The organism is Brotonthovivens ammoniilytica, assembly GCF_025566885.1.
GTDB classification, from domain to species: domain Bacteria; phylum Bacillota; class Clostridia; order Lachnospirales; family Lachnospiraceae; genus Brotonthovivens; species Brotonthovivens ammoniilytica.
The window spans coordinates 1-26,794 of record NZ_JAOQJQ010000006.1 but is presented as its reverse complement, the minus strand read 5'-3'; the positions used below and the strand labels follow the sequence as shown (position 1 = coordinate 26,794).

Below are 26,794 nucleotides of genomic sequence, written 5' to 3'. Positions count from 1 at the left end.
ACCCGGGAGGGGGCAGTGGAAGTGCTGGATGCCGGTGCGCTGGACTTGTCTTACCGCCACAGCTGTATACCGGAAAAAGGATATATTGTTTTAGAGGCTGTTTTAAAACTGAAAAAAGGGGTATCAGAAGACATTTATGGAAAAATGAAGGAGCTAAAGGAACAGCGGGTTGCCAAACAGCCTTTAGAGTACCCAAGTGCCGGAAGTACTTTTAAACGTCCGGAAGGATATTTTGCCGGCAAACTGATTCAGGATGCGGGCCTTCGGGGATATCAGGTAGGAGGCGCCCAGATTTCAGAGAAGCACTGTGGATTTGTAATCAATAAAGAAAATGCAACTTCGGCACAGATCCGCCGGCTGATGGAGGATGTGCAGGAGAAAGTATACCGGCAGTCCGGAGTGAATCTGGAGCCGGAGGTAAAGTTTATCGGGACTTTTTAAGGAGAGACGAATGCAGGTTGTGATTATGACCGGGATGTCCGGAGCGGGAAAAAGTACAGCATTAAAAATGATGGAAGATATGGGATATTTTTGTATGGATAATCTGCCCATAGATCTGATGGAAAGGTTTGTGGACCTGGCGTTCCAGGACGGCAGCCGGTTTCAGAAGGTTGCTGTCAGTATTGATATCCGCAGCGGAGAAAATCTGGAAAGTCTGCATGACGTGATTCTTGAGATGAAGAAAAAAGGACTGAATGTACAGCTTTTGTATCTGGATGCATCAGATGAAGTGCTTGTAAAACGGTATAAAGAAACAAGAAGGTCGCATCCTCTGGCAGGAGGCCAGAGGGTGGAAAAAGGAATTGAACTGGAACGTAAGGCCATGGAGTTTCTGCGGGGACAGGCAGATTTTATCCTGGATACCAGTCAGCTGCTGACCAGAGAACTAAAACTGGAGCTGGAGAAGATTTTTTTAAATGGCAGAGAGTTTGACAATCTTTATGTGACAATTTTGTCTTTCGGCTTTAAGTATGGGATTCCGACAGATTCCGACCTTGTGTTTGATGTAAGATTTCTGCCAAACCCGTACTATGTGGAAGGCCTGCGTGCGAAAAATGGAAATGACAAAGAGATACAGGACTTTGTTATGGGCCAGCAAAATGCAGGTAAGTTTCTGGACAAGCTCGAGGACATGCTTCGGTTTCTGCTCCCTAATTATGTAGAAGAGGGCAAGAATCAGCTGGTAATTGCTGTGGGCTGTACCGGAGGCAAACACCGTTCGGTGACCCTTGCCAATGAATTATACAAAAGACTGAAAAACAATTGTACATACGGGCTGAAGATCGAGCATCGGGATTTGGAAAAAGATGCGCTGAGAGGAAAATAAGATGTCTTTTTCAAGTGATGTAAAAGATGAATTATCCAGATTGATTCCAAAGGCAGAGCATTGCAAGACGGCGGAACTTTCTGCGGTTATTCGTTTTGCCGGTGAGACCGGAATTGGCAGTGACGAGAAAAAAATTGTTATTCACACAGAAAATGTAATACTGGCGAAAAAATATTATACTCTGGTGAAGAAAGCATTCGGCGTTCATGCGGTATTGAATATCCGGGGACAGGCCGGTATGGGAAAAATCCGCCAGTATCATATTAGAATTAATGACCCCTGCGCAGTACAAAAAATTGTAGAAAAAGTCTGCCTGGGACGGGAAGAGGATCTGTGCGGCACTGTATTAAAGAGGGACTGCTGCAGACGGGCGTTTATCCGGGGAGCATTTCTGGCTTCCGGTTCTATGAGCAATCCGGGAAAATCCTATCATCTGGAGATTGTCTGCCGCAGCGGACAGCAGGCACAGCTGCTTTGTGGACTGCTGGGCGGTTACGGGATACAGGCTAAGATTGTTCTGAGAAAAAATAAATCAATTGTATATGTAAAAGAAAGCGAAGGAATTGTAGATCTGCTGAATCTTATGGAGGCATATCAGGCTTCCATGGAGCTTGAAAATGTAAGAATTATCAAGGATATGCGAAATGCCGCCAACCGCCAGTATAACTGTGATGCCGCCAATATTAACAAAATGGTTCAGGCTGCGGCCAGACAGGTGGATGATATCCGTTTTCTTAAGGAACGTGTGGGCTTGGCGTCACTGCCGCCGAATTTATTTGAAATAGCGTCAGTCCGCCTGGAGCATCCGGACGTATCTTTGCAGGAGCTTGGAAGCTATTTGAATCCTCCGGTGGGAAAGTCGGGGGTAAATCACAGGCTCAGGAAGCTGGGAGCCATGGCGGATGAATTGCGGGAAAAGTCAGTAGAATAGAGGTCGAGAAACATGGAAAAGAAAAAATTGCTGTTTATTTTCAATCCAAGATCAGGGAAGGGCCAGATTAAAAACCGGCTCATGGACATACTGGACATTTTTGTAAAAAGCGGATATGAGGTGACTGTGCATCCCACCCAGAAACAGAACGATGCCAGGGATATTGTAACGGAAGAAGCCGGGAGCTATGATCTGGTTATCTGCTGCGGAGGAGACGGCACTTTAGATGAGGTGGTCAGCGGGATGATGTCAAGGGAAGTAAAGATTCCTGTGGGGTATATCCCGTCCGGTTCCACAAATGATTTTGCTCAGTCCCTAAAAATTCCCAAGAATATGCTGAAAGCTGCTGATATAGCAGTAAACGGTCCTTTGTTTTCCTGTGATATCGGGACTTTTAACGACGACTATTTTGTATATATTGCGGCCTTTGGCCTGTTTACGGATGTGTCTTATCAGACCAGCCAGAATCTGAAAAACGTTCTGGGACATGGGGCATATCTGCTGGAGGGTGCAAAACGGCTGGTGGACGTGCCTTCTTATGTTATGGAAGTAACTGTGGGGGAGCAGGTGATCCGGGATGAATTTGTTTACGGAATGATTACAAATTCCATTTCAGTAGGAGGCATTAAAAATATGACCGGAAGAGATGTAAAGCTGGACGACGGTCTTTTTGAAGTGAATTTAATCCGTATGCCTCAAAATCCTCTGCAGCTGAATGAAATTCTTACGAACCTGGTCCGGCCAAAGCCCATTGAGACACCGTATATTTATTCTTTTAAAACAGATCATCTGATTCTGCGGTGTGATTCTCAGGAGATTCCCTGGACGCTGGACGGGGAATTTGGGGGGAATCATCATCAGGTTGAAATTTTTAACAGACAGAAGGCGCTGGAACTGAAAGTAAAGGGTAAAATGGAAAACAGTGATTTATACAGAGTGTTTTATTGATGAAAACAGTTGGAAGTATAGCTTTATTTTTTTGAGAAAAACAGATATAATTTCCTGTGATGAATACGTCTCCGTTTAAGATTCTGGGGACACGATTAGAAAAGTGGAAAAGAGAGGGAACGTAATATGAAAGAGTATTTCAATGCAGCTGATATTTTTGGTGAAAACGTATTTAATGATACTGTGATGCAGGAGCGTCTTCCCAAAAAAGTATATCAGAAATTGAAAAAGACCATCAAAGAGGGCAGAGAACTGGATCTTGAAATGGCCGATATCATTGCCCATGAGATGAAGGAATGGGCAATCGAGCAGGGTGCAACTCATTATACGCACTGGTTTCAGCCTCTGACCGGAGTGACAGCTGAGAAACATGATTCCTTTATTACGTCTCCTATGGAAAACGGTAAAGTATTAATGAGTTTTTCCGGTAAAGAGCTGATTAAAGGAGAGCCGGATGCGTCTTCTTTCCCTTCTGGAGGACTTCGGGCGACCTTTGAGGCAAGGGGATATACCGCATGGGATTGTACATCCTTTGCTTTTGTGCGTCATGATGCCGCAGGCGCTACATTGTGTATCCCTACTGCATTTTGTTCTTATACGGGAGAAGCTCTAGATCAGAAGACGCCGCTGCTTCGGTCCATGGAGGCCATTAATAAACAGGGCCTTCGGCTGCTGCGTTTGTTTGGAAATGAAACTGCAACGAGAATTACCCCTTCGGTGGGCGCGGAGCAGGAATATTTTATTGTAGATAAAGAGAAATATATGAAACGGAAGGATCTGATTTTCACCGGACGTACCCTGTTTGGAGTTATGCCTCCTAAGGGCCAGGAAATGGACGATCACTATTTCGGTGCTATTCCCCCAAGAATTGCCGCATATATGAAAGATGTAAACGAAGAGCTTTGGAAACTGGGCGTGCCGGCCAAGACACAGCATAATGAAGTAGCTCCGGCTCAGCATGAACTGGCGCCTATTTATGAGGAGGCTAATATAGCCATTGACCATAACCAGCTGATTATGGAAGTGCTGAAAAAGACTGCCGCAAAGCACGGACTAAAGTGTCTGCTTCATGAAAAGCCCTTTGTGGGTGTGAATGGTTCCGGCAAACACAATAACTGGTCTCTTGTGACGGATGATGGAATGAATCTTTTAGATCCGGGAGTGTCTCCATACCAGAATATTCAGTTTCTGATGATTCTTGCATGTATTTTAAAAGCGGTAGATATTCATGCGGATCTGTTAAGAGAATCGGCCGCAGATGTTGGAAATGACCACAGACTGGGAGCTAATGAGGCACCTCCTGCAATTATTTCCGTATTTTTAGGAGAGCAGCTTCAGGATGTAGTGGCACAGCTTTTATCAACAGGGACGGCCACACATTCTCTGGAGGGCGGCATGCTGACAACCGGTGTTAAGACCCTGCCTGATTTTGAAAAAGATGCCACAGACCGTAATCGTACATCGCCTTTTGCCTTTACAGGAAATAAGTTTGAGTTTCGTATGGTTGGGGCTCAGGATTCGGTTTCTGCTGCCAATGTTGTGCTGAATACCATTGTAGCAGAAGCATTTTCAGAAGCCTGCGATGAGCTGGAGAAGGCAGAGGACTTTAATAGTGCGGTACATAATCTGATCAAACGTTATTTCTCCGAACATCAGAGAATTATTTTTAACGGCAATGGTTATTCTGAAGAATGGGTGAAAGAGGCCGAGCACAGAGGGCTTCCGAATATCAAATCTATGGTGGATGCAATTCCGGCGCTGATTACAGAGAAAGCAGTGAAACTGTTTGAGAAGTTTGGCGTGTTTACCAGGACAGAGCTGGAATCTCGTGCGGAGATTTTGTATGAAACCTATGCAAAAGAGATTAATATTGAAGCCAGGGCAATGATTGATATTGCAAGCAAACATATTATTCCGGCAGTAATCAAATATATTACTTCTCTGGCTAATTCCATCAATGCGGTGAAAGCTGCCTGCGATGCGGATATCAGCTGTCAGACCCAGCTGCTGACAGAATGTTCGGCATTGCTTTCCGCTTCTAAAAGCGCATTGACGAAACTAGAAGATGCGGTAGAAAAGGGATGCCCTATGTGTGAAGGAAAAGCACAGGCAGAGTTTTACAGGAATACGGTTATGAAAGCCATGGAGGAACTCAGAACCCCTATTGACAAGCTGGAAATGCTGGTAGATAAAGAAATGTGGCCTATGCCTTCTTACAGTGATCTTATATTTGAAGTGTAAACAGATAAAGGGCAGCGCGACTTGTTTTGGTCACGCTGCCCTTTCATAATACTGCGAAAATTAAATGACTCTGGTTGTTCCTTGGGTTTTGCAGTTTCTAAAAATGATTTACTTTTCTGCAATTGCTTCTATTTCCAGGAGGACGTCTTTGGGAAGGCGCGCCACCTCAACACAACTCCTTGCGGGATATGGTTCCGGGAAAAATTTACTGTAAATCTGGTTAATGTCCCCAAAATCGTCCATTTTTTTAATAAAAACAGTTGTTTTTATGACTTTTTCCATACTGCTGCCGGAAGCCTCTAAAAGATTTGACAGATTCTGAAAGGCAAGTTCTGCCTGTGCCCTGCTTCCCTCCGGAATAAATCCTGTTTCAGGAACTACAGGAATAATGCCTGAGGTATAGATCAGGGTATCTGTTTTAATAGCCTGGGAATAAGGCCCGATGGCGGCCGGCGCATTGTTGGCTGTAATTACTTTTTTCATAATAGCAATTCTCCTTTACTTGTCAATTCTGCGGATGCTTTTTTCTGTAATTATAATTTTCCGTTCTTTGTAAAGCCGTCCCACGGCCCGCTTGAATGCATTTTTGCTCAGCTGTGTTTCCCGCTGAATGATCTCCGGTGAAGCTTTATCATTGAAAGGAAGAACACCGGCATACTGATCAATGATATTTAAAATACGCTGGGCATCTTTATCCATCTGAATATGGGCCTTTTCCCGGAGTGTAAGGTCTAGTTTTCCGTCGGGTTTTACATTGGTAACTTTGGCTTCGATCATCTGTCCGATATGAATGGCAGTATGATCTTCATGAGACGGAATTCTGGCGGAATAGCAGTCATCCACAGCTATAAAGGCGCCGAAGTTATCACTAAATTCATAGACGCGTCCCTGTACCAGATCCCCTTTTTGGTATGGGGAATCTGTTTTTAGTAAATGATAAAGTCCCCGCATAGAAGCACACAGGCGGCGGCTTTTATCAATATAAAGAGTTACTAGTACCTGATCGCCTTCCTTTACTTTGGCCAGCTGTTCTTTATAAGGAAGAAACAGATCTTTTTCCAGTCCCCAGTTTAGGAAAGCGCCGATATGGCTTACCTGTGAGACCGTCAGAACGGCAAATTCATTTAAAAGCAGAGCGGGCTCTGCGGTAGTAGCGATAAGTCTGTCTTTGGAATCCTTGTATAAAAAGACTTCAATGGTATCGTGGAGCTTAATTCCTTCCGGTACCTGCTTCTTTGGAAGAAGCACCCGTTCCTGGCTTTCCTGGTTTTCTGCCAGATAGATACCAAAGTCCACGGTTTTTACCACGGTCAGTGATTGTTTTTCTCCTAAGTGTAACATGTTACCTCCTGTTAAATTCAATAATTGCATATGGAGAACCGTCGGAATCGTTGAGAGCGACGGTTGTCTGCAGATTTGTATGTGTAACAACCGGATAGATCATATCGTTCAGCACTGCGGATTTGCGGTAATCCGCCCGCATCTGGGTAATTATGGACTGCTCCGGCAGATATTCCTGGGCCATCAGCACATATTGGGCATTGTTCATGTGATGGTTCGTGTCAATCTGGAACTTGTGGACCGTAAGTGGTTTGCATGGAATTCCGTTTTGGGGAAGCCGTATTTTTCTTGGGGCGTTTTCCATAGGCAGCTGCGGCTCAAATCCATAGGCATCCTGAATATGTTTTGGAATGCGGACGGGGGATTTTGTATTCAGGTCCATAAATGTCCAGATTGTGTTAGCACAGGCTGCAATGCGGCCCTCCTGGTCTTCAATTTTAAAATTACGATACCCGTAAAATCCTCGAAAACCATAGGCCCAGGTACTGACCTCAATCTCGTCTCCCAGTGAAGGGCAGTGGTCTGCGATTACCTGCCAGGAAGACAAAATCCATGCATGTCCCTCACTGGTAAGGTGGTCAATGCCTGCCTGAATGTATTCAGAATGAAAAATACTGCAGTCCTGAAAATAATTTAAAATGGAATAAAGAGTCAAATTTTGTTTTGCGTCCACTTCGCTGAAGCGGACCCTGCTTTTAAAACTATACATAATCATATCTCCTGGTAAAGATAAAAAATAAAAAAGAATGTGCAAAGCACATTCTCCGCCTGCGGCGGGTCGCTTTTGCGACATGATTCTATTCCGCCGCAGTGGGATCCATAGCGGAGCGTTTTTTTGCTCTATAGGAATCGGTACTGTTCAGCTTTATCACAATACAGTATTTTCTATAGAGCAAAAAAGCACCATAAAAATGGTGCTTTCCTCAACAGGGCTACAAGGATTCGAACCTTGAAATGACGGAGTCAGAGTCCGTTGCCTTACCATTTGGCGATAGCCCTTTGTTCTCAACGAAGACTATTATATCTGATACATTTGAGAAAAGCAAGTACTTTTTTTATTTTTTTGAAAAAAATTCCTGTGAGTAAATCCCGGTCATTTTAAAACCGGAAAAGGGGCTGCGAAACAAATAATTATGAAGAAATTTCATCTAAAATAAGAATATTTCCTTCATATACAGCAAAGGAAACTGTATCCGAAAGCTCCAGTACGGCACTGCCATTGGTACACTCAATAATTTGTGTTTTTATATGTTCCAGCTGATGTGACGGTATCAATATGGTCATCTCCACCTGGTGGGTATAATTGCTGTCCAGGGTGGGAATCCCTTCTTTTGCCAGAAGATATTGAATTTTTCCAAGACCCGTATAATCAGTGTAAAGATGTAGCTTTGTACCTTTTGAACGTGTTAGTATGATACAGTTAGAAAGTCCTGCTTGCAGGGACTTTTGGTACGCCCGGACAAGTCCTCCGGTACCAAGGAGCGTTCCGCCGAAATATCTGGTGACCACAGCAGCGCAGTTGTGGATGTTTTCTTTAAGAAGCACATCCAGCATAGGACGTCCGGCGGTGCCCCCCGGCTCTCCGTCATCGCTGCATCTTTGCAGTTCATGGTTAGAACCTAGTACATAGGCAAAGCAGTTATGACGGGCATCCCAATATTGCTTTTTTGTGCGGGCAATGAAGTCAAGAGCGTCCTGTTCTGTTGCTATAGGCTCAATGTGTGCAATAAAACGGGACTTTTTTTCCTCAATTTCGTCCTGCCCGCCTTTGTAAATAAATAAATAATCAGTCATAAATTAGTCCTTTTCATAATGGAATCAGATGGCAGATGTCATCTGCAGTGTATCTGCTGTTATTATACCATATTGATTTTAAAAGTATGGAGGATTATGTAAGTTTTTGGTACATATGAGGAAAACTAGTGATAAAAGTTTCTTTTGTGGAGAAGAAATGGTATAATATGTAACTAATATGGGAGCTTATACAATGGAGGAACATTCATGAATTATGGAAAGAAGGGTGCCGGAAGAAGAGAGAAAGAGTTTTCTAAAGGCAATATGAATAAAAAAAGAGCAGGGGTTTTGTGCATTAAGATCGTGCTGATTTTGTTCTTGCTGGCAGCAGCAGCCACTGTCTGCGCCGGAGCATATTTTGTAAAAGGTGTAATTGATTCTGCGCCTGAGATCGAAGCGATTGATGCTGCTCCCACCGGATATATGACTACCGTGCTGGATACCGATGGTGAAGTAACGGCAGAGCTTGTGGCTTCCGGCTCAAATCGTGTGTATGCGGTGCTGGATGAAATACCAGAGGATCTTCAGCATGCATTTGTAGCCATTGAGGATGCGCGGTTTTATGACCATCACGGAATTGATGTAAAGGGAATTTTAAGAGCAGGTGTAAAGGGATTGACTACCGGAAGTTTTTCAGAAGGTGCCAGTACACTGACACAGCAGCTTTTGAAAAATAATGTCTTTGACGGCTGGACCAGCGAGGGTAAGGCAGAACGGGTTGTTCGTAAGCTTCAGGAACAGTATTTGGCTTTAGAGCTTGAGAAAAAGGTGTCCAAAGAATGGATTATGGAGAATTATCTGAATACCATTAATCTGGGACAAAATACTCTTGGAGTGCAGGCGGCGTCTAAACGGTATTTTGGAAAGGATGTTTCTGATCTGAATTTGTCGGAATGTGCCGTTTTAGCAGCAATTACTCAGAATCCATCAAAATACAATCCCATTACCAGCCCGGAGGATAACGCAAAACGTCGTCAGAAAGTGTTAGACAATATGTTAGACCAGGGCTATATTTCGCAGGAACAGCATGATGAGGCTCTGAAAGATGATGTATATGAGAGAATTGAGAAATATAATACGAAAACACAGGAGAGCAGCAATGTAACTTCCTATTTTGTAGATGCTCTGACAAAACAGCTGATCGAAGACCTTCAGGAGGCCGGATATACAGAATCACAGGCATATAAGGAATTATACAGCGGAGGACTGACGGTATACTCCACTCAGGATTCCAAGATACAGAAAATATGTGACGAGGAAGCAAACAGCAGCAGTAATTATTCAGGAAAGTCAAAGATTTCTTTCTCCTATGCGCTTAGTATTGAGAGGGAAGACGGAACTGTTGAAAATTACAGTGACCAGACAATGTTAAGTTTCTATCGGAAAAAAACCGGAAATAATAATTTCAGCATTAACTATGATTCCGAAAAAGAAGCCCAGGCGGCTGTTGATGATTACCGGGAAGAAATGCTGAAAGAAGGCGGCAGTATTATCGGTGAAAATATTACCTTTACGCCGGAACCGCAGGTTTCGGTCACTGTGATGGACCAGCATACCGGAACGGTACAGGCGATTGTAGGCGGAAGGGGTGAAAAGTCCGGCAGTCAGACTTTAAACCGTGCCACAGGCGTACGCCGGCAGCCGGGCTCTACATTTAAAATTCTGTCCACATACGCCCCGGCGCTAGAGTCCGGCAAGTATACTCTTGGAACAACTGTTTTAGACGAACCGTATCGTTATCAGAATGGTAAAGAGGTAAAAAATGCCAACCGCAGATATCAGGGGTATATTACCATCCGTTCTGCAATCGCACAGTCTGTGAATGTAGTTGCAGTTAAGACTTTGACAGATATTACCCCGGAGAAGGGATACGAATATCTGAAAAAATTTGGTTTTGATGATCTTACAACGGATGATGTGGGACAGCCTATGGCTCTGGGAGGACTTCAGTACGGAGTGAAAAATATTGAGCTTGCGGCAGCTTTTGCAGCAGTAGCTAACAGTGGAACCTATACAGAGCCCATATTATATACGAAGGTACTGGATCGTGACGGGAATGTTCTTTTAGAAAATGAGCCTCAAACCCGTTCAGTGATCGAAGAGAGTACAGCATTTCTGTTGACATCTGCTATGCAGGATGTTTTAAAATCCGGTACCGGAGTTGCGGCTAATTTCAGCGGAATGACAATTGCTGCCAAAACAGGTACTACAAACGATAACAGAGATACCTGGCTGGCCGGATTTTCTCCTTATTATACCTGTGTTGTATGGGGAGGAAATGATGATAATACAAGTCTTACTTCTACCAGATATTCAAAATTGATCTGGAAGGATATTATGCAGCGCATTCATGCAGGGAAACAGAATACCGGATTTTCTGTGCCAAAGGGCATTGTCAAAGTTTCTATTTGTAAAACATCCGGGCTGCTTCCGCTCCCTGGAATTTGCGATGATGTCTATACAGAATATTTTGCAAAGGGAAGTGAGCCGGAGGAGACCTGTGATCTGCATGTGGAGGCTACGATTTGTAAAGACTCCGGACTTCTGGCGGGAGATTACTGCCCGGATGAAAGCAAGCAGGACGGTGTGTTTATTAAAAAAGATGCAGAAGGAAAAGTACCGGAGGATACACAGGCTCAGATTCTGCCGGAGGATACTTGTGACGTTCACACAGAAGATACACAGGAAGAAGGTATTCTGGATAAAATATTCCCGAATTTAAGAGACAATAAGGATAATCAAGGGCAGTCAGAGGGACACAGCCATGACGGACAAAATGAATGAAAGTGAGAGATGTGTATGTATGATGTAATAATAATAGGCAGCGGGCCGGCCGGCATGACGGCAGCGATTTATGCTCAGAGAGCAAGACTGAATGTTATAGTAATAGAAAAGCAGCCTATGGGCGGCGGACAGATTTTAAACACTTATGAAGTAGATAATTATCCGGGACTGCCTTTGAGCGGTGGTTTTGAGCTTGGAATGCAGTTTCGCAAGCATGCGGAAGCTTCCGGAGCCGAGTTTATTCAGGCGGATGTAACGGAAATTCAAAATCAAGATGGCTGTATATTAGTGAAAACTACAAAAGGAGAATTTCAGACAAAGGCAGTGATTGCAGCAACCGGTGCCAGACACAGAACGCTGGGAGTGGAAGGTGAGGAGACATTCAGCGGTATGGGGGTCTCTTACTGCGCTACCTGTGACGGTGCATTTTTCCGTGGCAAGACGACAGCTGTTGTGGGCGGCGGAAATGTGGCCTTAGAGGATGCATTGTTTTTGTCCAGAAACTGTGAGAAAGTATATCTGATTCACCGGCGGGATGAACTGCGGGGGGAAAAAATTTTACAGGAGCAGATACGAAATACAGAGAATATAGAAATTTTATACAGCTGTGAAGTAAAGAAAATTAAAGGGGAAGGTCAGGTAAGATCTCTGGATGTCTATCGAAAGAAAACCTCTGATGTGGTAGACATCGCTGTGGACGGTGTATTTATAGCGGTGGGAATTGATCCAAATACAGAGCTGTATCGTAAGCTTGCAGATACAGATGCCCAGGGCTATCTGGTAGCAGATGAAGACGGGCAGACCAGCTGTCCGGGATTATTTGCGGCGGGAGATCTAAGGACAAAACAGCTGCGTCAGGTGATAACCGCTGCGTCAGACGGCGCCAACTGTGTAAAAAGTGTGGAGAGATATTTAATTGAACAGGAAGCTTAGGCGGTATGTTTCGGCAAAAAACGCAGATGAACATGTAAAATCAGTATGTACGAAAAAAAGAACCGATTTGAAAAAATTGGTTCTTTTTTTCGTATTGACATTAAAATGACACTTTGATACAATTAGTCCGTAATAAATGTAACAAATTTGTAATAAATTTTAAAATAATAATAAACTTTGGAGGAAAGACCCGTGCAGAAGTCAATTCGGACAGCGGCCTGCCTGGCAGCAGGGGCTGTATTAATATCAGGGGGTGCAATTACGGTAAATGCGGCACCGGCTGACAATCATTTGCAGACAGTTACAGCATTATCGGAAAAAATTCATGAAAAGGTATCAACAGAGGTAAGCATAGCGGCCAAGAGTGCTGAAAAGATCAAACAGATAGAGGAAGCTGAGAAGAAACTTGGCGTTGATGTGGAAAAGACTGCTGTTGCACAGGTAAATGATTATGTGAATGTCAGAAAGTCTGCCAGCGAGAAAAGTGAGGCGGTAGGTAAGCTTTATGACAATGCAGTAGCAACGGTGGAAAATGAGAAAGACGGCTGGTATCAGATTAAATCAGGCTCCGTAAAAGGATATGTCAAAGCTGATTATGTCAAAGTAGGAGATGTAAAATTAATAGAGTCGGCAGCCAGTAAAGTAGCTACTGTAAATACTACAACGCTAAAGGTTCGCGAGAAAGCATCCACAGATGCCTCTGTGCTGAATCTAGTAGCGGAAGGAGAAAAATTAAAAACATCCGGCAAAGAAGAGGACGGATGGTTAAAAGTATCTGTGGATGGAGAGACAGGCTATGTATCTTCTGAATATGTAGAAGTTTCCATGTCATATAAAAAAGCTGTTTCTAAGGCAGAAGAAGAAAAGAAGGCGGAGAAAAAACAGGCAAGCGCAGGAAGCGCCGTTGCAAGTTACGCAGGGCAGTTTGTTGGAAATCCGTATGTATGGGGTGGGACAAGCCTGACAAACGGAGCTGACTGTTCCGGATTTGTTATGAGTGTATACGCACATTTTGGAGTTTCACTTCCCCATTCCTCCAGCGCATTAAGAGGTGTTGGAAGAAGTGTCAGTCTGTCAGAAATTCAGCCTGGAGACATTGTATGCTACAGCGGACATGTAGGTATTTATGCCGGAAATAATACATTGGTACATGCTTCTAATAAAAAGGATGGTATCAAATATACATCGCCGGTAAATTATAGACAGATTCTGGCAATTAGACGGATTTTTTAATCTGAAATCATAAAATGATAGATAAAAGCTTTTCATAGATAGGATTCTGTGAAAAGCTTTTTTTTGCTCTAAGGGAATCATGTTGCTCACACAACCCGCCGCAGGCGGAAAATGTGCTTTGCACATTCTTTTTTATGTTATCAAAACACCTGACAGTACTATGCGTCAAAAAATACCTGTGCAAACATTTTCAGTTCCGGATATCTCCAGGCTACAATTAGATCAGATTCTTCCAGTGTCTCTAAGGGCTGGAGGGGAAATTTTTTCAGATTTATACCAGCGCTTCGGAAAAAAATATCATAACCAATGAATACACCCTTTCCCGATAAAAGAGCAAATTCCATTTGATTAATATTAGAAAAATATTTGATATTTTTTGGATAATATCCGTGTTGTTTACAGTCTGTTAAGACCTTATTCGTCGCATCATATGAGATATCTTCTGAAAATAAGAAAAATGTTTCCTCCTCAAGTTCTTTTATGGAAAGGGATTCTTGGTGGTATAACGGGTGGGAGCTGCCCACAAAAATGCCAAGTTTTAATGGCTGCAGAAAAAGTTCCTGGTCTTTGGGATGTTTTTTTGACAATTCTGTGGACAAAGTTACAGCCAGATCAATAGAGGAGGTGTCTACTGCGTGTTCGATTTCAGCAAAATTTCCAAGATAATAATCCCAGCTGATGTTTGGAAAGCGCTCATTTAATAATTTGATTTTAGGAAGAATCATATCAATCACATTACTGATTTCCAGGATTCCCACCCGGATACATCTTTTTTTGTGATTTAACAGCAACGCTTCATTGACTGTCTGTTCTGTTTCTTTGAAATGCCGGGACCAGAGGCTGTAGAGAAGTTTTCCGCTGTCTGTCAGCATAAAAGTTTTATTGTTTCTTTCAAAAAGCAGAAAACCAAGATCCTTTTCTAAGAGCTGTATCTGACGGCTTACAACCTGTTGGGAAACAAAAAGCCTGGAGGCCGCCTTTGTGAAGCTCAAGGTCTCTGCGGCAGTGATAAAATATTTGATTTGTGTCAGTGTCATAGCGTGTATCCTTTTGTATGTGGAGTTTATTTTTGTTTATCTGAAATTAAATCAGAAATAATTTAATTTTATTCTATCACAATGAAATGATTGTGAAAATCGGTAAAATTAACTGTTTTACATGGGCTGATATCAAATATATAATTGAGGTAACCAAAGCAGAAAAGGAGAAGCATTTTTATGAAAATTCTTGGAATTTCAGGGGGAACAAAGAACGGAGCTAATGACTGTATGTGTAAGGAGGCGCTGCTGGCCGCAAAAGAGCAGGGCGCAGAGATTGAGTTTGTGCGTCTGGTGGATCTTAATATCCAGCACTGTACTGGATGTAAAGCGTGCGTAATGTCTATTTTTTCCGGGAGAGGAAATCAGTGTGTGCTGAAGGATGATTTTGAATGGCTGTTAGATCGTATGATGGATGCTGACGGTATCATATTTTCCATTCCCATTTTTGAAAAATGTGCCATGGGAAAATTCCATACAATTATGGACCGGTTTGGACCGAGAATGGGACATGTACATAATGTGATTGCAACACAGATGGCAGCAGAGGGAAAAGGAAAGCCTGTAGATCCCAGATATATACAGCCAAGGGCTGTTTCTTATATGGGAATCGGCGGTTCCGACTGGGCAACCCAGGTACAGTGTGATTTCAGTCTGCACGCGCTGACTGCTATGTGGAAATTAATTGATAATGAAGTGTTTACCTGGTCTCTGGGAATTTTAATGGACGAAAAGAAAGTTGCCCGGGCACATCAGATTGGCTTAAACCTTGTGAAAGCTGCATCTGATATTGAACACGCATCCTATCAGGGGGATAAAGGGGTATGTCCCCACTGTCATTCAAGAAACTTTTTCTTTGAAGAAAAAGGTGTAATCTGTGGAACCTGTGGCATTATAGGAAAAATAGTAACAGAGGGTGATAGGTATCAATTTGAATTTTCAGAGGACCAGCTTAAGCATGCTCACGATACGGTAAGCGGCCAGTTTATCCATGCAGAGGATATTCAGAAAAATGAGGGGGAGCTTGGAAAAGCTTCACGGAGTGAAGATTACCGGAAAAAGGTGAGTCGGTATACAGATGCAGTTACTGCGGTGCACCCGTAAATATAAGTATATAGAAAGGTTAAGGAAAAGGGTGATAAAAATGGAGAAAATTATGCGGAGTCTGATATATGTGGATGTGGCTAAGGAACAGTACAGAGTAAAATTAAATCACTGGCTTTACGCTGTACATGTACCTGAAAGTATTTCAAAGTTTCGGCCATATGTATCTCAATATGCTTTTTATAATGCACTGCCGGTGCCTCCTTTGGGGGAGCAGTTCGGAACAGTACGTATGCAGCTGACGGAGCATTACTGGCAGGTAAATCCCATGGATGTTTCCATGGCAGTAAATGTGTTTACAGAGACGTTTCCCACCGAGGTGCTGATCTGGCAGGGAAATATGCCGGAAAACGCCATCGCCCTGAATTATGAAGGAGATGAGGCCAGATCGGCAAAAGTGGAAAACTGTAATCCTTTTGTTTTTGCTTTTTTGCCCATCAGCTGGGAGGAGGATTTAAAAGGAGCCGGACGTACAATGGCAGATGGGCCTAATTACCGCTGGAACTTTGCGTTACACTATCCGGACGGAGTTTCAGTGGAAACGGGAGATCAGTGGTTTTATGAAAAATTTGTTCCGGCATTTTTAGAGATTCCGGAGGCAACACGGATGGTAACAAGCAAAATAATCAAAGAAATTAACGACTGCCCCATGGACCGGGTGGTAGAGATCTGGTTTGAGGGACCGGACCAGTGGAGTGCGGCCATGGAAAAAGCAAAGAGCATTGAACCGCCGGAATGGGCACAGGAAGAGACATTTCCGTATCTTAAGCCATATCAGAATATTATGGGGGTATTTGTGGCGGATAATATATCCAGTGACAATTTAAATAACCACAGAGGATATATTACAATGCGGTAAAGCCTTGCGAAGGCTGTGTAAAATTTGATTCATTTTTTGGCTGATGAAAATAATCTAATAAATAGCGCATCACTTTCAATGGTAAAGTGGGCGCTGTTTTTTTGCTCTATAGGAAATACTGTGTTGTGATAAAGCTGAAAAGTACCGATTCCTATAGAGCAAAAAAATGGCAATATATGGAAAAATATTTTGGTAAGAAATTCTGACAATTTAAGGTTAAAAAGCTTTAATTTTTTGCATTAAGAAAGTCAAGAAGATTATTGTTTTTTTCCAGATTGTGTTCATATTTGTAATATTTAAACAAAACAAAAGTTCGAAAAAAATACTATGTAAACCATCAAAAAGGCCTGTTTGTATGTGGATAATGTGAATAACTTTGTGTATAACTTAAAAAATGGCTAAAAACCGGAATTTTTGATTGTGGATAACTTTTTTGGACAAAATCAAATTTGAGCATTTTTTTTGATTGATTTTTATGACTTTGGGTATATTGTCCAGTGGCTATTAAAATACAGGAAGTATAAAAGAAAGTTTCAATAAAAATGTCAGAAAAGTGTGAGAAAGTTGTGAGATAATTGTAAAAATAAAATGCTAATATAAATATATTATGAAAGTTCAATTTCTGCCATGATAAAAATATTGGGGAAATCTGATTTTATCAGGTAAAAGTTTGAAAAAGCCAGCCCGGTTTGTTATACTTAGCCGATACGATAGTGTTGCATCAGCTGATGCAGACAGAATAAAAAAGTATGTAACAGATTTGTATAAATTATGGAAATAAAGAGAAAACTGTAGACAGGAAATGAAATCAATATGATAAAGAAAATGGATTTGGCCGGTGTGCGGATAGATGATTACAATATTCGCGAGGCAATGCGGAAAGTGGAAGTCTATTTAAATAATGAATGTATGAATACGGTAGAAACAATTACGATGAATACCATCGTTGCGGCAGGCGAGGATGAACAGGTGCGCCAGTGTCTAGAGAAGATGGATCTTGTAATTGCCGGAGAGAAAGAAATTCTGGAACTTGCAGGGGTAGTGTCGCCTCAGCGGATCAGGGAAGTAGAAGATCGCGAGTTTTTCTATGAATTTATGAAACGTGCAGTTAGAAATCATCAGACATTTTTTCTGCTTTCACAGACGGAAGAAGAGATTCAGGAGCTGGATGCCTTTTTACAGGATTTGTACGATGACAGAGTACAGATCTGCGGGCAGTATGCCTTTGAAGACTGCCGGGGTGATGAGGCGGATATTGTAAATGAAATCAATGGTGTTTCTCCTCAGATTATTCTCTCAACGCTGCCGACGCCGGAACAGGAACATTTCCTGCACCGTCATCAGGGTATGTTTAATGCAAAGATCTGGTATGGCATCAGTGCTGAATATGATGTTACCGAGAGCCGCAGAGGTTTAAAGGCGTGGCTGAAAAAGCTTCAATGCCGTTTTAAAGTGCGGCAGCGTGTGCAGTCATACGAAAATCCAGAGGAGGAAGCTTGAAAAACATCATAAGAGTTATAATAGGAACCGGTTTGACAGCACTTGCTGTAAAATGTGTGTTTGATCCTGCGAATATGGTCACGGGGGGATTTTCCGGAATTGCAATTCTGGTGAGAAATCTTTTGGGAATATCTTTGGGAACAACTACATTTGTGCTGAACATACCGGTTTATTTTATTGCCTGGAAAATGAAGGGAGCAAAATTTGTGGGCTGGTCTGCGCTGGCAACGCTTCTTTTAAGTGTCTGGCTTGGGGTGCTGCCTTCAGTTGATATTTCGGGGGGCGATCTGTTTCTTGCCGCAGTAATTGGAGGAGCTGTCTGTGGTCTTGGAAATGGCATCGTTTTTTCCTCCAGAGCAACTACCGGCGGCTCTGAGATGATCGCGGCTTTGCTGCATCACAGATTTCCCCAGTATTCTATCGTAGAGATTCTGCAGGTGATTGACGGAATCATTGTAGTGGCTGGTCTGTATTTTTTTGGATTAAAGACAGCATTGTATGCTATAATTGCAATTTTTGTAATGACAAAAGTATCCGACCTGGTTATGGAAGGAGGTTATGCGGCCAAAAGTGTGTTTGTAATCAGCAGTAAGAGCCGGGAGGTAGCAGCGGATATTATGAGACATATGGAGCGGGGGGTGACCGGACTTGCCGCCAGAGGGATGTATTCATCCCATGAGAAATGTATGCTCTACTGTGTTGTTTCCAAACGGGAAATTGTTTCTTTGAAAGAAATCGTGATGGGATTAGACCCAGAAGCATTTGTAATTGTAAATGATGCAAGAGAAGTACTTGGAGAGGGATTTCGGGCATATCATAAAGAAAAGGGGGAAAATTGGTAATTTTCACAATAGTAAAAAATCTCAATAAGATCAAAACAAGAATTTGTGAACAAAAAGTGAAGCCAATTAGAGATATAATTCCTAATATTTTATAAAAAATGTATAATAAATATATAAAATACCAAAAACTGACAGATGAAAAATCGTGTTTTGTAGAAAAAACAGAGGAAATGCATAATAATTGTGTATTTCCTCTTTACATTTTTTGATGTTTTGTCTTAAAATAGTACTATGTAGCGAAAAAAACAAAATAAAATTCGGGTGAACAAATTGTGAAAGTTGCATAGGTCTAGAATGCAGAGTAGAAAGAAGTCCGAAGAAGGGGGAAGTTAATGATTTCAAATCAGATATTGCAAAATACAATCGAAGGATTAAAGAATATAACCAGAATAGATTTTTGTATTATTGATACGGAAGGAAAAATTCTGGCAAGTACCTTTGCGGAAGCGGATCGCTATGTAAGTCCTGCATTGACCTTTGTAGATTCACCGGCTGACAGCCAGGTTGTAAATGGATGCCAGTTTTTTAAAGTCTTTGATGAGCACCAGATGGAGTATGTGCTGCTGGTAAATGGGGACAGCGAGGATGCGTTTATGATCGGGAAAATTGCAAGTTTTCAGATCCAGAACCTTCTGGTTGCATATAAGGAAAGATTTGATAAAGACAATTTTATAAAAAATCTGCTTTTAGATAACCTGCTTCTGGTAGATATCTATAATCGCGCAAAGAAACTGCATATTGAGACGGAAGTAAAGCGGGTTGTTTATATAGTAGAAACCAACAGAGACAAAGACGGTAACGATCTGGAGAAGGTGCGCAGCCTGTTTGAAGGTAAAAACCGCGATTTTGTTACCGCTGTAGATGAAAAAAATATCATTGTAGTAAAAGAAATTGCCGACAACGACGGGGCTGCAGATATTGGAAAAACTGCGGAAGTGATTCTGGGCCTGTTTAAAACGGAAGGTCAGGACATTCATATTGCTTATGGGACCATTGTAAATGAAATTAAAGAGGTTTCCCGGTCTTATAAAGAAGCGCGTATGGCTTTGGATGTGGGGAAAATCTTTTTTGAGGACCGCAGAATTATTGCCTATTCCGCATTGGGAATCGGGCGCCTGATTTATCAGCTGCCGATCCCTCTTTGTAAAATGTTTATCAAAGAAATTTTTGACGGAAAATCTCCGGATGATTTCGATGAGGAAACCTTAACAACCATCAATAAGTTTTTTGAAAACAGTCTGAATGTTTCTGAGACATCCAGACAGCTTTATATTCATAGAAATACTCTGGTATATCGTCTGGATAAGCTGCAGAAAAGCACAGGGCTTGATCTGCGGGTTTTTGAGGATGCCATTACATTCAAAATAGCGCTGATGGTTGTGAAGTACATGAAGTATATGGAATCACTTGATTATTAGGAGGAACATATGATTACATTAGAACACGTCAGCAAAGAGTACGTGGAAGGCGTACCTGCGTTAAATGATGTCAGTCTGAATATTGAAGCCGGGGAGTTTGTGTTTATTGTAGGTGACAGTGGTTCTGGAAAGTCTACCATGATTAAACTGCTTTTAAAGGAGCTGGATCCTACATCCGGTAAAATTGTGATTAATAAAAAAGAGCTTGCTAAGGTAAACCACAGGAACATTCCGTTTTACCGCAGAAATATTGGGTGCGTATATCAGGACTTCCGATTGCTGAAGGACAGAAATGTTTATGAAAATGTTGCGTTTGCACAGCGTGTGATATCTGCATCGAACCGGGCCATAAAGCGAAACGTACCTAAAATACTGTCTCTGGTTGGACTGGCGGCAAAATACCGTTCCAGACCAAGCGAACTGTCGGGAGGAGAGCAGCAGCGTGTGGCAATTGCCAGGGCTTTAGTTAATGAACCCAAAATACTTCTTGCGGACGAGCCCACCGGTAATCTGGACGGCAATAATGCATGGGAAATCATGAAGCTTCTGGAAGAAATTAATGAAAGAGGGACAACCGTCCTCGTCGTAACTCATAATATGGAAATTGTAAATCAGATGAAAAAACGCGTGATTACACTGAAAAAAGGTGTAATTGTGGGCGATGAGCAGATGGGCGGTGAGCAGTAATGAAAATCAGTACATTTTTTTATACATTAAAACAGGGATGCAAGAATATTATGCGTAATAAGATGTTTTCTATTGCATCTATTGCCACCATGGCGGCCTGTATTTTTATGTTTGGTGTTTTTTACTCTGTTGTTGTCAATTTTCAGGGAGTTGTAAAAAATGTAGAATCCGGAGTGGCGGTTACTGCGTTTCTAGAAGGTGATCTGTCTCAGGAGCAGATTACTAAAATAGGAGATCAGATTGAGAACAACTCTGTTTCCAAAATTACAAAATGTGAATATGTCTCTGCAGAGCAGGCATGGGAAGAAGCTATTGACCAGTATTTTGACGGAGATTCAGACCTTGCGTCAGGATTTAAGGATGATAATCCTCTGGCTGACTCCGCTCATTACAATATTTACATGGATGATGTGTCCACACAGTCGGCGCTGGTTGAATATCTGCAGGGGGTTGACGGAATCCGCGAAGTAAATCAGTCGGAGATGGCAGCCAATGTGCTGACAGATTTTAACAGCCTGATTGGTTATGTTTCCATTGCGATTATTGCAATCCTGGTCTGTGTAGCGGTATTCCTGATCAGCAATACTGTTAATACAGGTATTACAGTACGAAAAGAAGAGATTAAAATTATGAAATTGATAGGTGCCACGGATTTCTTTGTTCGGGGACCCTTTATTGTGGAGGGTATTCTGATCGGGTTAATTGGTTCTGTCATACCATTAATTGTATTATATGGTTTATATGATAAGATTGTGGGATATGTGGGCGACAAGTTTAATTTCCTGAATAACATGCTGACATTTATTCCGGTAAACTCTGTATTTAAGATTTTACTGCCGGTTGGGCTGGTGCTTGGTGTTGGTATCGGTTTTATTGGAAGCCGTTTTACGCTGCACCGTCATTTGAATGTCTAGTACCAAAGAAGCAGCGATTTGATAAGCAGCGTAATACAGAACAGTGAAAGTTTTGTTTTACGTTGCTTTTCTTAAATCAGAGAGGGTCGGATGAAATGAGACAGAGGATAAAAAAAATCTTTTGCGGCTTGGCTGTGGGAACAGTTTCTATGGCTGTAGTTATAGGAGGACTTCCTGCTTCCGCTGAGAATATAAAAGATGCGCAGAATGAAAAGAAAAAGCTGGAGAGCAGTTTATCAGAAGCACAAGATTTGGTTGACAGTCTGAAGAATAACAAAAAGGGAATCGAAGATTCTGTAGAGAAGCTGGATGAACAGCTGACAGATATTTCCGAGAAAATGGTATCCTTGAAAAAACAGATAAAGGAAACAGACCAGGAAATTGAGGATACAGAAGAAAAATTAAAAAAAGCTCAGGCAAAAGAGGATTCGCAGCTGGAAAGCATGAAGCTTCGGATAAAATATACGTATGAAAATTTTGGCAGTATGAATTATCTGACTCTGCTGCTGTCATCGGAATCTTTTGTTGATTTTTTGAATTATGCTCAATATATGAATATGATTATCCGCTATGACAGAAAGCAGCTGGATGAATATGCCGAAACAAGGGCGGTGATCCAGGAATCTGAACAAAAGCTTAAGACTGATCGAACAAAACTAGAACAGATGGAACAGCAGGCAAAAGAGGAGCAGGAAGCGGTGGACCTTTTGGCAAAAGAAAAGGAAAATCAGCTTAAGCAGGTAAGTTCTGATCTGTCAGATGCAGAAGCAAAAGCAGCTGAATTTGAAGCGGAGATTGCCGCTCAGAATGAGATTATTGCTCAGATTCAAAAGGCCGAGGAACAGCGGAAGAAGGAAGCCGCGGCAAAGAAAGAATCGGAAAAGGAGAATCATACAGATAAAAATCAGGGAAGTTCTTCTGAAAGCGGCGGTAATATCAGCTCTAGTGATTCCTATACGGGGGGTGCATTTCTGTGGCCCTGTCCGGCCAGCCGCCGGGTGACAAGTGATTTTGGAAGCAGACCGTCTCCCACAGCAGGAGCTTCCTCCTATCATAAAGGTATCGACATTGGAGCGCCCTATGGGTCTGACATTGTATCAGCAGCGGATGGAGTTGTATTTACAACGGCATATCAGGCAAACGGAGCAGGAAATTATACGGTTATCAGCCATGGCGGAGGACTGTATACTGTTTATATGCATTGTTCTTCCCTGGCGGTGTCTCCGGGACAGAAAGTAAAGAGAGGGCAGACGATTGCATATGTGGGGAGCACAGGAATTTCTACTGGAAACCATCTTCATTTTGGAGTACAGTTAAATGGGAGTTATGTAAATCCCTGGACGTATTTAAAATAATCGGCGGATGTTTTATGAAAAACGGGGAAATGAGTTTGGACGAAACAATATGCTGAAAGGTAGATAGTAAAGATGCAAAATAAAAAGAACATAGAGGACAGATGGTCTGTAACAGAAAGAGAAAACAGTTTTGAAACAAAGCTGCGCCAAAAATACCGGTCGGGTTTTCTAAAGGGAATGCTGCTGGCCGTTATAATATGTGCGGCGGCAGTTTTGATTTTTAACTGGATTAAAGATAATCAGAAAATTACTGTTGGCGTATACGGTTCTCAAAAGGGTGGCAAGCACCAGGTTCAGAGTTATGATGCTCTTCTTGACCAGGCGGCTATAGACAAGATTAACTATCTGGCGGCCTTTATACAGGCCAATTATTATGAAGAAGTTGATACAGACCAGCTGTTGAATGGACTTTATAAGGGGATGTATGAAAGCCTGGATCAGTATTCCGATTATTATACGGAAGAAGAATATCAGGAGATTCTTTCTACAGAAGTACAGGGGAATTATTCTGGAATTGGTGCAGTGCTGCAGCAAAATTCAAAAACGAAACAGGTTAAGGTTGTTAGAATACAGGACGGATCGCCAGCAGAAAAAGCGGGATTAAAAGTCGGAGATACGATTGTAAAAGCGGATCAGTATCAGGCTGATCAGATGAGCTTGTCAGAGTTTGTAGGTCATTTAAAGGGGGAAGAAGGAACAACAGTACATTTGACGGTTCAGAGGGAAGGAACAGAAGGGAGCCTGGAAATGGATGTTACGCGCAAGCAGATGGAATCCATAAGTGTTTATTATGAAATGTTTGAGGATCAGCTTGGCTATATTCAGATTACAGAATTTACAGATACGACTCCGAAACAGTTTGAACAGGCGCTGGAGGCTTTACAGAAACAGGAACTAAAAGGATTGATTGTAGATCTGAGAAATAATCTTGGAGGAATGGTTAATGCTGTAACCCAGATTTTGGATGATATTCTGCCTGAGGGGCTTATCGTTTATACGGAAGATAAAGCCGGAAACAGGGAGGAATTTAAATCTACAGATGAAAAGTATTTATCTGTTCCGCTGACGGTTCTGGTAAATGGAAGCAGTGCCAGTGCATCAGAAATCTTTGCAGGAGCAATTAAGGACCGGGATTATGGAACTTTAATTGGTACAAAAACTTTTGGAAAAGGTATTGTTCAGGGGATTCAGTCATTTAAAGATCAGACGGCTGTGAAGCTCACCATAAGCAGATATTATACGCCTAATGGAACCTGTATTCAGGGAAAAGGAATCGAACCGGATATTGTGCTGGAATATAAGTTCCAGGGAAAGGATGGGGATGATTACAGCTATAGTCTTGATAATCAGATTCAAAAAGCCATAGAAATCTTAAAAGAGGAAATAAGTAAATGAAAAACAGAGAAGATAACGGAAATCAATTGAAACTGGATTATAAGCTGTCGGACTATGAGAGACCTTCTGTAACTGCGGATATATTGGTTTTTTCGGTAAAAGAGAGAAGTCTAGAAGGAATGAAACTGCTGTTGATTCGCAGGAAGCATGATCCTTTTGGCGGCTGTCTGGCGCTGCCCGGAGGGTTTGTGAATCCTGATGAGACAGTAGATCATGCGGCGATGCGGGAACTGGAAGAGGAAACCGCTCTTAAGGGACTTAAGCTGATCCAGTTGAGGACATTTAGTAAGCCGGGCAGAGATCCGAGAGGATGGGTGATTACTCAGACATTTATTGCTGCTGTTGAGGGAGAGCCGTACAGTGTCCGGGCGGGAGATGATGCAAAAGATGCAGAATGGTATGAAATAAAAATGGACCTTATATCAGAAGAAAACGCAGAGCAGGTATATCGATTGATCATTGGTGAGGAAAAAGATAATATACATGCGGAAGCATCTGTAACTGCAGAGGGAGATATTTTTAAAGGGAAAAAGTGCGTAGATATAATAGACAGTGAGGGGCTGGCATTTGATCATGCGGAAATGATTTTTTATGGTGTTCTGGAAATGAAGCGTACATTAAAAAATTAACAAAGGGGGGAGCATTTGTGTGAAAATGCTTCCCCTTTGTAACAGAATAAATACAAGATAGAACATCTGTCCTGGCAGATTCGAATAAACACGAGAAAAATAATCCATAAATTACCAATGGTATTTTAATCTATACTTTTATAAGTCTTGTTGAAAAAAAATGAATGACATGATATGATGACTAAAATAATCAATAAAAAATGAAAGAGAGAGAGGATGGGATAATTTGTTGAGAAATGAATTAACGAATGCGGAGTTGCTGGTAATGAAATGTATCTGGGACAATTCCAAGGATCTTGTGCTGTCGGAGGTCGTGGCGATTGTTAACGAACGATATGGAAAAGAGTGGAAACCCCAGACCGTTTCGACATATCTTGCTCATCTGGTACAGAAAAGATTTTTGCAGATGGAGCGCAATGGAAAAATTTATACGTATCATCCTTTGGTAAAAGAGCTGGATTACAGAACAAAAGAAATGAATTCTTTTGTAGAATTCTGGGGGTGTGGTTCTCCTTCCGAATTTCTGAAGGCGTTTTTTAAATCCAATGATATTGACAAGAACGAGTTGGATGAAATACGTAAATTAATTGATAGTGCCAAATAAAAGGTACGACTGTCTTGCATTTATAAACCGTGTTTATGATAGTACAAGATAAAAAAGAAGAGCGTTTTCTCTTCTTTTTTTATTTTGTAAAAAAGTGTGGTTTTATCTGTAGATCAGGATTGCTGAAGTGTTTCTTCTATATATAGTACTTATTTTAAGTACTATATATAGAAGAAACTAAAACAAAGTTTAGAATGGGATTCGGTACAGGCAGAAAATATGTCGATTTTCCGGGAAAACTGAAAAAATAGTATTGACAAAATTTGGTGGAAATGCTATCATAATCAAGCTAAGCGAAAAAAGTTAAAAAACTTTTAGAATTTAGTAAAAAAATAAAAAAGTTGTTGACAAAGCACTTTATGAATGATAAGATATAAAAGTTGCTGAACAACAGCAAAACAAAGAACCTTGATAACTGAACAGTGAAATATCCTTGAAAGATTCAAAGAGATTTTGCCAGCAAAGTGCGAGTGCACAGCCGGGCAGAAGGATGCTGCAAAAGCTTGCTTTTGACAGCAGACTGGTGCGCGGATGTATATGAGGCTTGCCTCAAACGAGATGAAGCGAAAGCGGAATCGAGTAAGGCGCACAAGTGGCAGATCATTCAAGAACAAAGCATAAAAATATGCAACCTAAAACAGTAAAACGTTTTAAAAGAATTAGCCAAGCTAATTCTGAAACGGGATACAAACATTTTATTTGAGAGTTTGATCCTGGCTCAGGATGAACGCTGGCGGCGTGCTTAACACATGCAAGTCGAACGAAGCACTTTTGCCGATTTTCTTCGGAATTGAAGTAATAGTGACTGAGTGGCGGACGGGTGAGTAACGCGTGGATAACCTGCCTCACACAGGGGGATAACAGTTAGAAATGACTGCTAATACCGCATAAGCGCACAGTGCCGCATGGTACAGTGTG

Annotated in this window: 23 protein-coding genes, 1 tRNA gene, 1 rRNA gene and 1 pseudogene; 20 read left to right on the top strand and 6 right to left on the bottom strand. The window is 41.8% G+C overall.

The genetic code is table 11. From position 1 onward, the window contains the following. The 5 genes and pseudogenes from OCV88_RS13150 to OCV88_RS13130 all read left to right on the top strand — a co-directional run. Positions 1-441, top strand: a pseudogene (locus OCV88_RS13150) (UDP-N-acetylmuramate dehydrogenase); the annotation flags it as partial. A gap of 10 nt (positions 442-451) precedes the next feature. After that, a complete protein-coding gene (rapZ, locus tag OCV88_RS13145) occupies positions 452-1,327 on the top strand; it encodes an RNase adapter RapZ (protein WP_158425907.1) in 876 nt (291 codons plus the stop codon). A gap of 1 nt (position 1,328) precedes the next feature. Further along, a complete protein-coding gene (gene whiA / locus OCV88_RS13140; RefSeq protein ID WP_158425906.1) occupies positions 1,329-2,258 on the top strand; it encodes a DNA-binding protein WhiA in 930 nt (309 codons plus the stop codon). Between the two features lie 12 nt (positions 2,259-2,270). Next, positions 2,271-3,206 (top strand): diacylglycerol/lipid kinase family protein, encoded by a 936-nt coding sequence (locus OCV88_RS13135; RefSeq protein ID WP_158425905.1) that lies wholly within the window; start codon positions 2,271-2,273, stop codon positions 3,204-3,206. A 126-nt stretch (positions 3,207-3,332) separates the two neighbouring features. Then, complete coding sequence (locus OCV88_RS13130; protein WP_158425904.1) at positions 3,333-5,447, top strand: glutamine synthetase III family protein; 2,115 nt, start codon at positions 3,333-3,335, stop codon at positions 5,445-5,447. A gap of 108 nt (positions 5,448-5,555) precedes the next feature. Here the strand turns inward: OCV88_RS13130 and OCV88_RS13125 are convergent, their stop codons facing one another. The 5 genes from OCV88_RS13125 to OCV88_RS13105 all read right to left on the bottom strand — a co-directional run bounded on the left by OCV88_RS13125 (position 5,556) and on the right by OCV88_RS13105 (position 8,582). Next, complete coding sequence (locus tag OCV88_RS13125) at positions 5,556-5,930, bottom strand: RidA family protein (RefSeq protein ID WP_158425903.1); 375 nt, start codon at positions 5,928-5,930, stop codon at positions 5,556-5,558. A 15-nt stretch (positions 5,931-5,945) separates the two neighbouring features. Then, the gene (locus OCV88_RS13120) at positions 5,946-6,788 is read right to left on the bottom strand and encodes a CvfB family protein (RefSeq protein ID WP_158425902.1); all 843 of its coding nucleotides are present in this window, start codon (positions 6,786-6,788) and stop codon (positions 5,946-5,948) included. Between the two features lies 1 nt (position 6,789). Continuing rightward, positions 6,790-7,497, bottom strand: coding sequence for an acyl-[acyl-carrier-protein] thioesterase (locus tag OCV88_RS13115; protein WP_158425901.1), 708 nt, complete (start codon positions 7,495-7,497; stop codon positions 6,790-6,792). A 218-nt stretch (positions 7,498-7,715) separates the two neighbouring features. Next, a tRNA-Gln gene (locus OCV88_RS13110) sits at positions 7,716-7,787 on the bottom strand. A 132-nt stretch (positions 7,788-7,919) separates the two neighbouring features. Continuing rightward, positions 7,920-8,582: a YigZ family protein gene (locus OCV88_RS13105; RefSeq protein ID WP_158425900.1), complete on the bottom strand. Its 663-nt coding sequence runs from the start codon at positions 8,580-8,582 to the stop codon at positions 7,920-7,922. A gap of 207 nt (positions 8,583-8,789) precedes the next feature. On the opposite strand from OCV88_RS13105, the gene OCV88_RS13100 reads away from it, so the two are divergent. The 3 genes from OCV88_RS13100 to OCV88_RS13090 all read left to right on the top strand — a co-directional run bounded on the left by OCV88_RS13100 (position 8,790) and on the right by OCV88_RS13090 (position 13,532). Beyond that, positions 8,790-11,366: a transglycosylase domain-containing protein gene (locus OCV88_RS13100; protein WP_158425899.1), complete on the top strand. Its 2,577-nt coding sequence runs from the start codon at positions 8,790-8,792 to the stop codon at positions 11,364-11,366. A 9-nt stretch (positions 11,367-11,375) separates the two neighbouring features. Then, complete coding sequence (gene trxB, locus OCV88_RS13095; RefSeq protein WP_334307984.1) at positions 11,376-12,299, top strand: thioredoxin-disulfide reductase; 924 nt, start codon at positions 11,376-11,378, stop codon at positions 12,297-12,299. A gap of 192 nt (positions 12,300-12,491) precedes the next feature. Beyond that, the gene (locus tag OCV88_RS13090) at positions 12,492-13,532 is read left to right on the top strand and encodes a C40 family peptidase (protein WP_158425897.1); all 1,041 of its coding nucleotides are present in this window, start codon (positions 12,492-12,494) and stop codon (positions 13,530-13,532) included. A 158-nt stretch (positions 13,533-13,690) separates the two neighbouring features. Here the strand turns inward: OCV88_RS13090 and OCV88_RS13085 are convergent, their stop codons facing one another. After that, entirely contained in the window at positions 13,691-14,569 is an 879-nt protein-coding gene (locus OCV88_RS13085) for a LysR family transcriptional regulator (protein ID WP_158425896.1), read from the bottom strand. 180 nt (positions 14,570-14,749) lie between these two features. On the opposite strand from OCV88_RS13085, the gene OCV88_RS13080 reads away from it, so the two are divergent. The 12 genes from OCV88_RS13080 to OCV88_RS13025 all read left to right on the top strand — a co-directional run. Next, the gene (locus tag OCV88_RS13080) at positions 14,750-15,673 is read left to right on the top strand and encodes a flavodoxin family protein (RefSeq protein ID WP_158425895.1); all 924 of its coding nucleotides are present in this window, start codon (positions 14,750-14,752) and stop codon (positions 15,671-15,673) included. Between the two features lie 52 nt (positions 15,674-15,725). Continuing rightward, positions 15,726-16,532: an acetyl-CoA hydrolase gene (locus OCV88_RS13075; RefSeq protein ID WP_262591302.1), complete on the top strand. Its 807-nt coding sequence runs from the start codon at positions 15,726-15,728 to the stop codon at positions 16,530-16,532. An 813-nt stretch (positions 16,533-17,345) separates the two neighbouring features. Further along, on the top strand, positions 17,346-18,032 hold the full coding sequence (locus OCV88_RS13070; protein WP_158425893.1) for a WecB/TagA/CpsF family glycosyltransferase: 687 nt from the start codon (positions 17,346-17,348) through the stop codon (positions 18,030-18,032). Then, positions 18,029-18,874 (top strand): YitT family protein, encoded by an 846-nt coding sequence (locus OCV88_RS13065; protein ID WP_262591301.1) that lies wholly within the window; start codon positions 18,029-18,031, stop codon positions 18,872-18,874. Before OCV88_RS13070 ends, OCV88_RS13065 begins: the two co-directional genes overlap by 4 nt. Positions 18,875-19,206: 332 nt before the next feature. Next, positions 19,207-20,292, top strand: a complete 1,086-nt coding sequence (locus OCV88_RS13060) for a PucR family transcriptional regulator (protein WP_158425891.1) — start codon at positions 19,207-19,209, stop codon at positions 20,290-20,292. 9 nt (positions 20,293-20,301) lie between these two features. Continuing rightward, complete coding sequence (ftsE, locus tag OCV88_RS13055; RefSeq protein WP_158425890.1) at positions 20,302-20,979, top strand: cell division ATP-binding protein FtsE; 678 nt, start codon at positions 20,302-20,304, stop codon at positions 20,977-20,979. After that, the gene (ftsX, locus tag OCV88_RS13050) at positions 20,979-21,893 is read left to right on the top strand and encodes a permease-like cell division protein FtsX (RefSeq protein WP_158425889.1); all 915 of its coding nucleotides are present in this window, start codon (positions 20,979-20,981) and stop codon (positions 21,891-21,893) included. The genes ftsE and ftsX overlap by 1 nt, the downstream gene beginning before the upstream one ends. Positions 21,894-21,988: 95 nt before the next feature. After that, positions 21,989-23,248, top strand: coding sequence for a murein hydrolase activator EnvC family protein (locus OCV88_RS15985; RefSeq protein WP_317258634.1), 1,260 nt, complete (start codon positions 21,989-21,991; stop codon positions 23,246-23,248). 72 nt (positions 23,249-23,320) lie between these two features. Continuing rightward, the gene (locus OCV88_RS13040; RefSeq protein WP_158425888.1) at positions 23,321-24,643 is read left to right on the top strand and encodes a S41 family peptidase; all 1,323 of its coding nucleotides are present in this window, start codon (positions 23,321-23,323) and stop codon (positions 24,641-24,643) included. Continuing rightward, a complete protein-coding gene (locus tag OCV88_RS13035; RefSeq protein WP_158425887.1) occupies positions 24,640-25,272 on the top strand; it encodes an NUDIX domain-containing protein in 633 nt (210 codons plus the stop codon). Before OCV88_RS13040 ends, OCV88_RS13035 begins: the two co-directional genes overlap by 4 nt. A gap of 229 nt (positions 25,273-25,501) precedes the next feature. Further along, entirely contained in the window at positions 25,502-25,876 is a 375-nt protein-coding gene (locus tag OCV88_RS13030) for a BlaI/MecI/CopY family transcriptional regulator (RefSeq protein ID WP_158425886.1), read from the top strand. 695 nt (positions 25,877-26,571) lie between these two features. Continuing rightward, a 16S ribosomal RNA gene (locus OCV88_RS13025) occupies positions 26,572-26,794 on the top strand; the annotation flags it as partial.

Excerpts from the sequence above, each read along its gene's own strand:
- OCV88_RS13135 (WP_158425905.1), top strand. The coding sequence starts at position 2,271 with ATGGAAAAGAAAAAATTGCTGTTTATTTTCAATCCAAGATCAGGGAAG.
- OCV88_RS13130 (WP_158425904.1), top strand. The coding sequence starts at position 3,333 with ATGAAAGAGTATTTCAATGCAGCTGATATTTTTGGTGAAAACGTATTT.
- OCV88_RS13100 (WP_158425899.1), top strand. The coding sequence starts at position 8,790 with ATGAATTATGGAAAGAAGGGTGCCGGAAGAAGAGAGAAAGAGTTTTCT.
- OCV88_RS13070 (WP_158425893.1), top strand. The coding sequence starts at position 17,346 with ATGATAAAGAAAATGGATTTGGCCGGTGTGCGGATAGATGATTACAAT.
- OCV88_RS13060 (WP_158425891.1), top strand. The coding sequence starts at position 19,207 with ATGATTTCAAATCAGATATTGCAAAATACAATCGAAGGATTAAAGAAT.
- OCV88_RS15985 (WP_317258634.1), top strand. The coding sequence starts at position 21,989 with ATGAGACAGAGGATAAAAAAAATCTTTTGCGGCTTGGCTGTGGGAACA.
- OCV88_RS13035 (WP_158425887.1), top strand. The coding sequence starts at position 24,640 with ATGAAAAACAGAGAAGATAACGGAAATCAATTGAAACTGGATTATAAG.
- whiA (WP_158425906.1), top strand. The coding sequence starts at position 1,329 with ATGTCTTTTTCAAGTGATGTAAAAGATGAATTATCCAGATTGATTCCA.
- OCV88_RS13125 (WP_158425903.1), bottom strand. The coding sequence starts at position 5,930 with ATGAAAAAAGTAATTACAGCCAACAATGCGCCGGCCGCCATCGGGCCT.
- ftsX (WP_158425889.1), top strand. The coding sequence starts at position 20,979 with ATGAAAATCAGTACATTTTTTTATACATTAAAACAGGGATGCAAGAAT.
- OCV88_RS13080 (WP_158425895.1), top strand. The coding sequence starts at position 14,750 with ATGAAAATTCTTGGAATTTCAGGGGGAACAAAGAACGGAGCTAATGAC.
- rapZ (WP_158425907.1), top strand. The coding sequence starts at position 452 with ATGCAGGTTGTGATTATGACCGGGATGTCCGGAGCGGGAAAAAGTACA.
- trxB (WP_334307984.1), top strand. The coding sequence starts at position 11,376 with ATGTGTATGTATGATGTAATAATAATAGGCAGCGGGCCGGCCGGCATG.
- OCV88_RS13085 (WP_158425896.1), bottom strand. The coding sequence starts at position 14,569 with ATGACACTGACACAAATCAAATATTTTATCACTGCCGCAGAGACCTTG.
- OCV88_RS13115 (WP_158425901.1), bottom strand. The coding sequence starts at position 7,497 with ATGTATAGTTTTAAAAGCAGGGTCCGCTTCAGCGAAGTGGACGCAAAA.
- OCV88_RS13105 (WP_158425900.1), bottom strand. The coding sequence starts at position 8,582 with ATGACTGATTATTTATTTATTTACAAAGGCGGGCAGGACGAAATTGAG.
- OCV88_RS13040 (WP_158425888.1), top strand. The coding sequence starts at position 23,321 with ATGCAAAATAAAAAGAACATAGAGGACAGATGGTCTGTAACAGAAAGA.
- OCV88_RS13120 (WP_158425902.1), bottom strand. The coding sequence starts at position 6,788 with ATGTTACACTTAGGAGAAAAACAATCACTGACCGTGGTAAAAACCGTG.
- ftsE (WP_158425890.1), top strand. The coding sequence starts at position 20,302 with ATGATTACATTAGAACACGTCAGCAAAGAGTACGTGGAAGGCGTACCT.
- OCV88_RS13075 (WP_262591302.1), top strand. The coding sequence starts at position 15,726 with ATGCGGAGTCTGATATATGTGGATGTGGCTAAGGAACAGTACAGAGTA.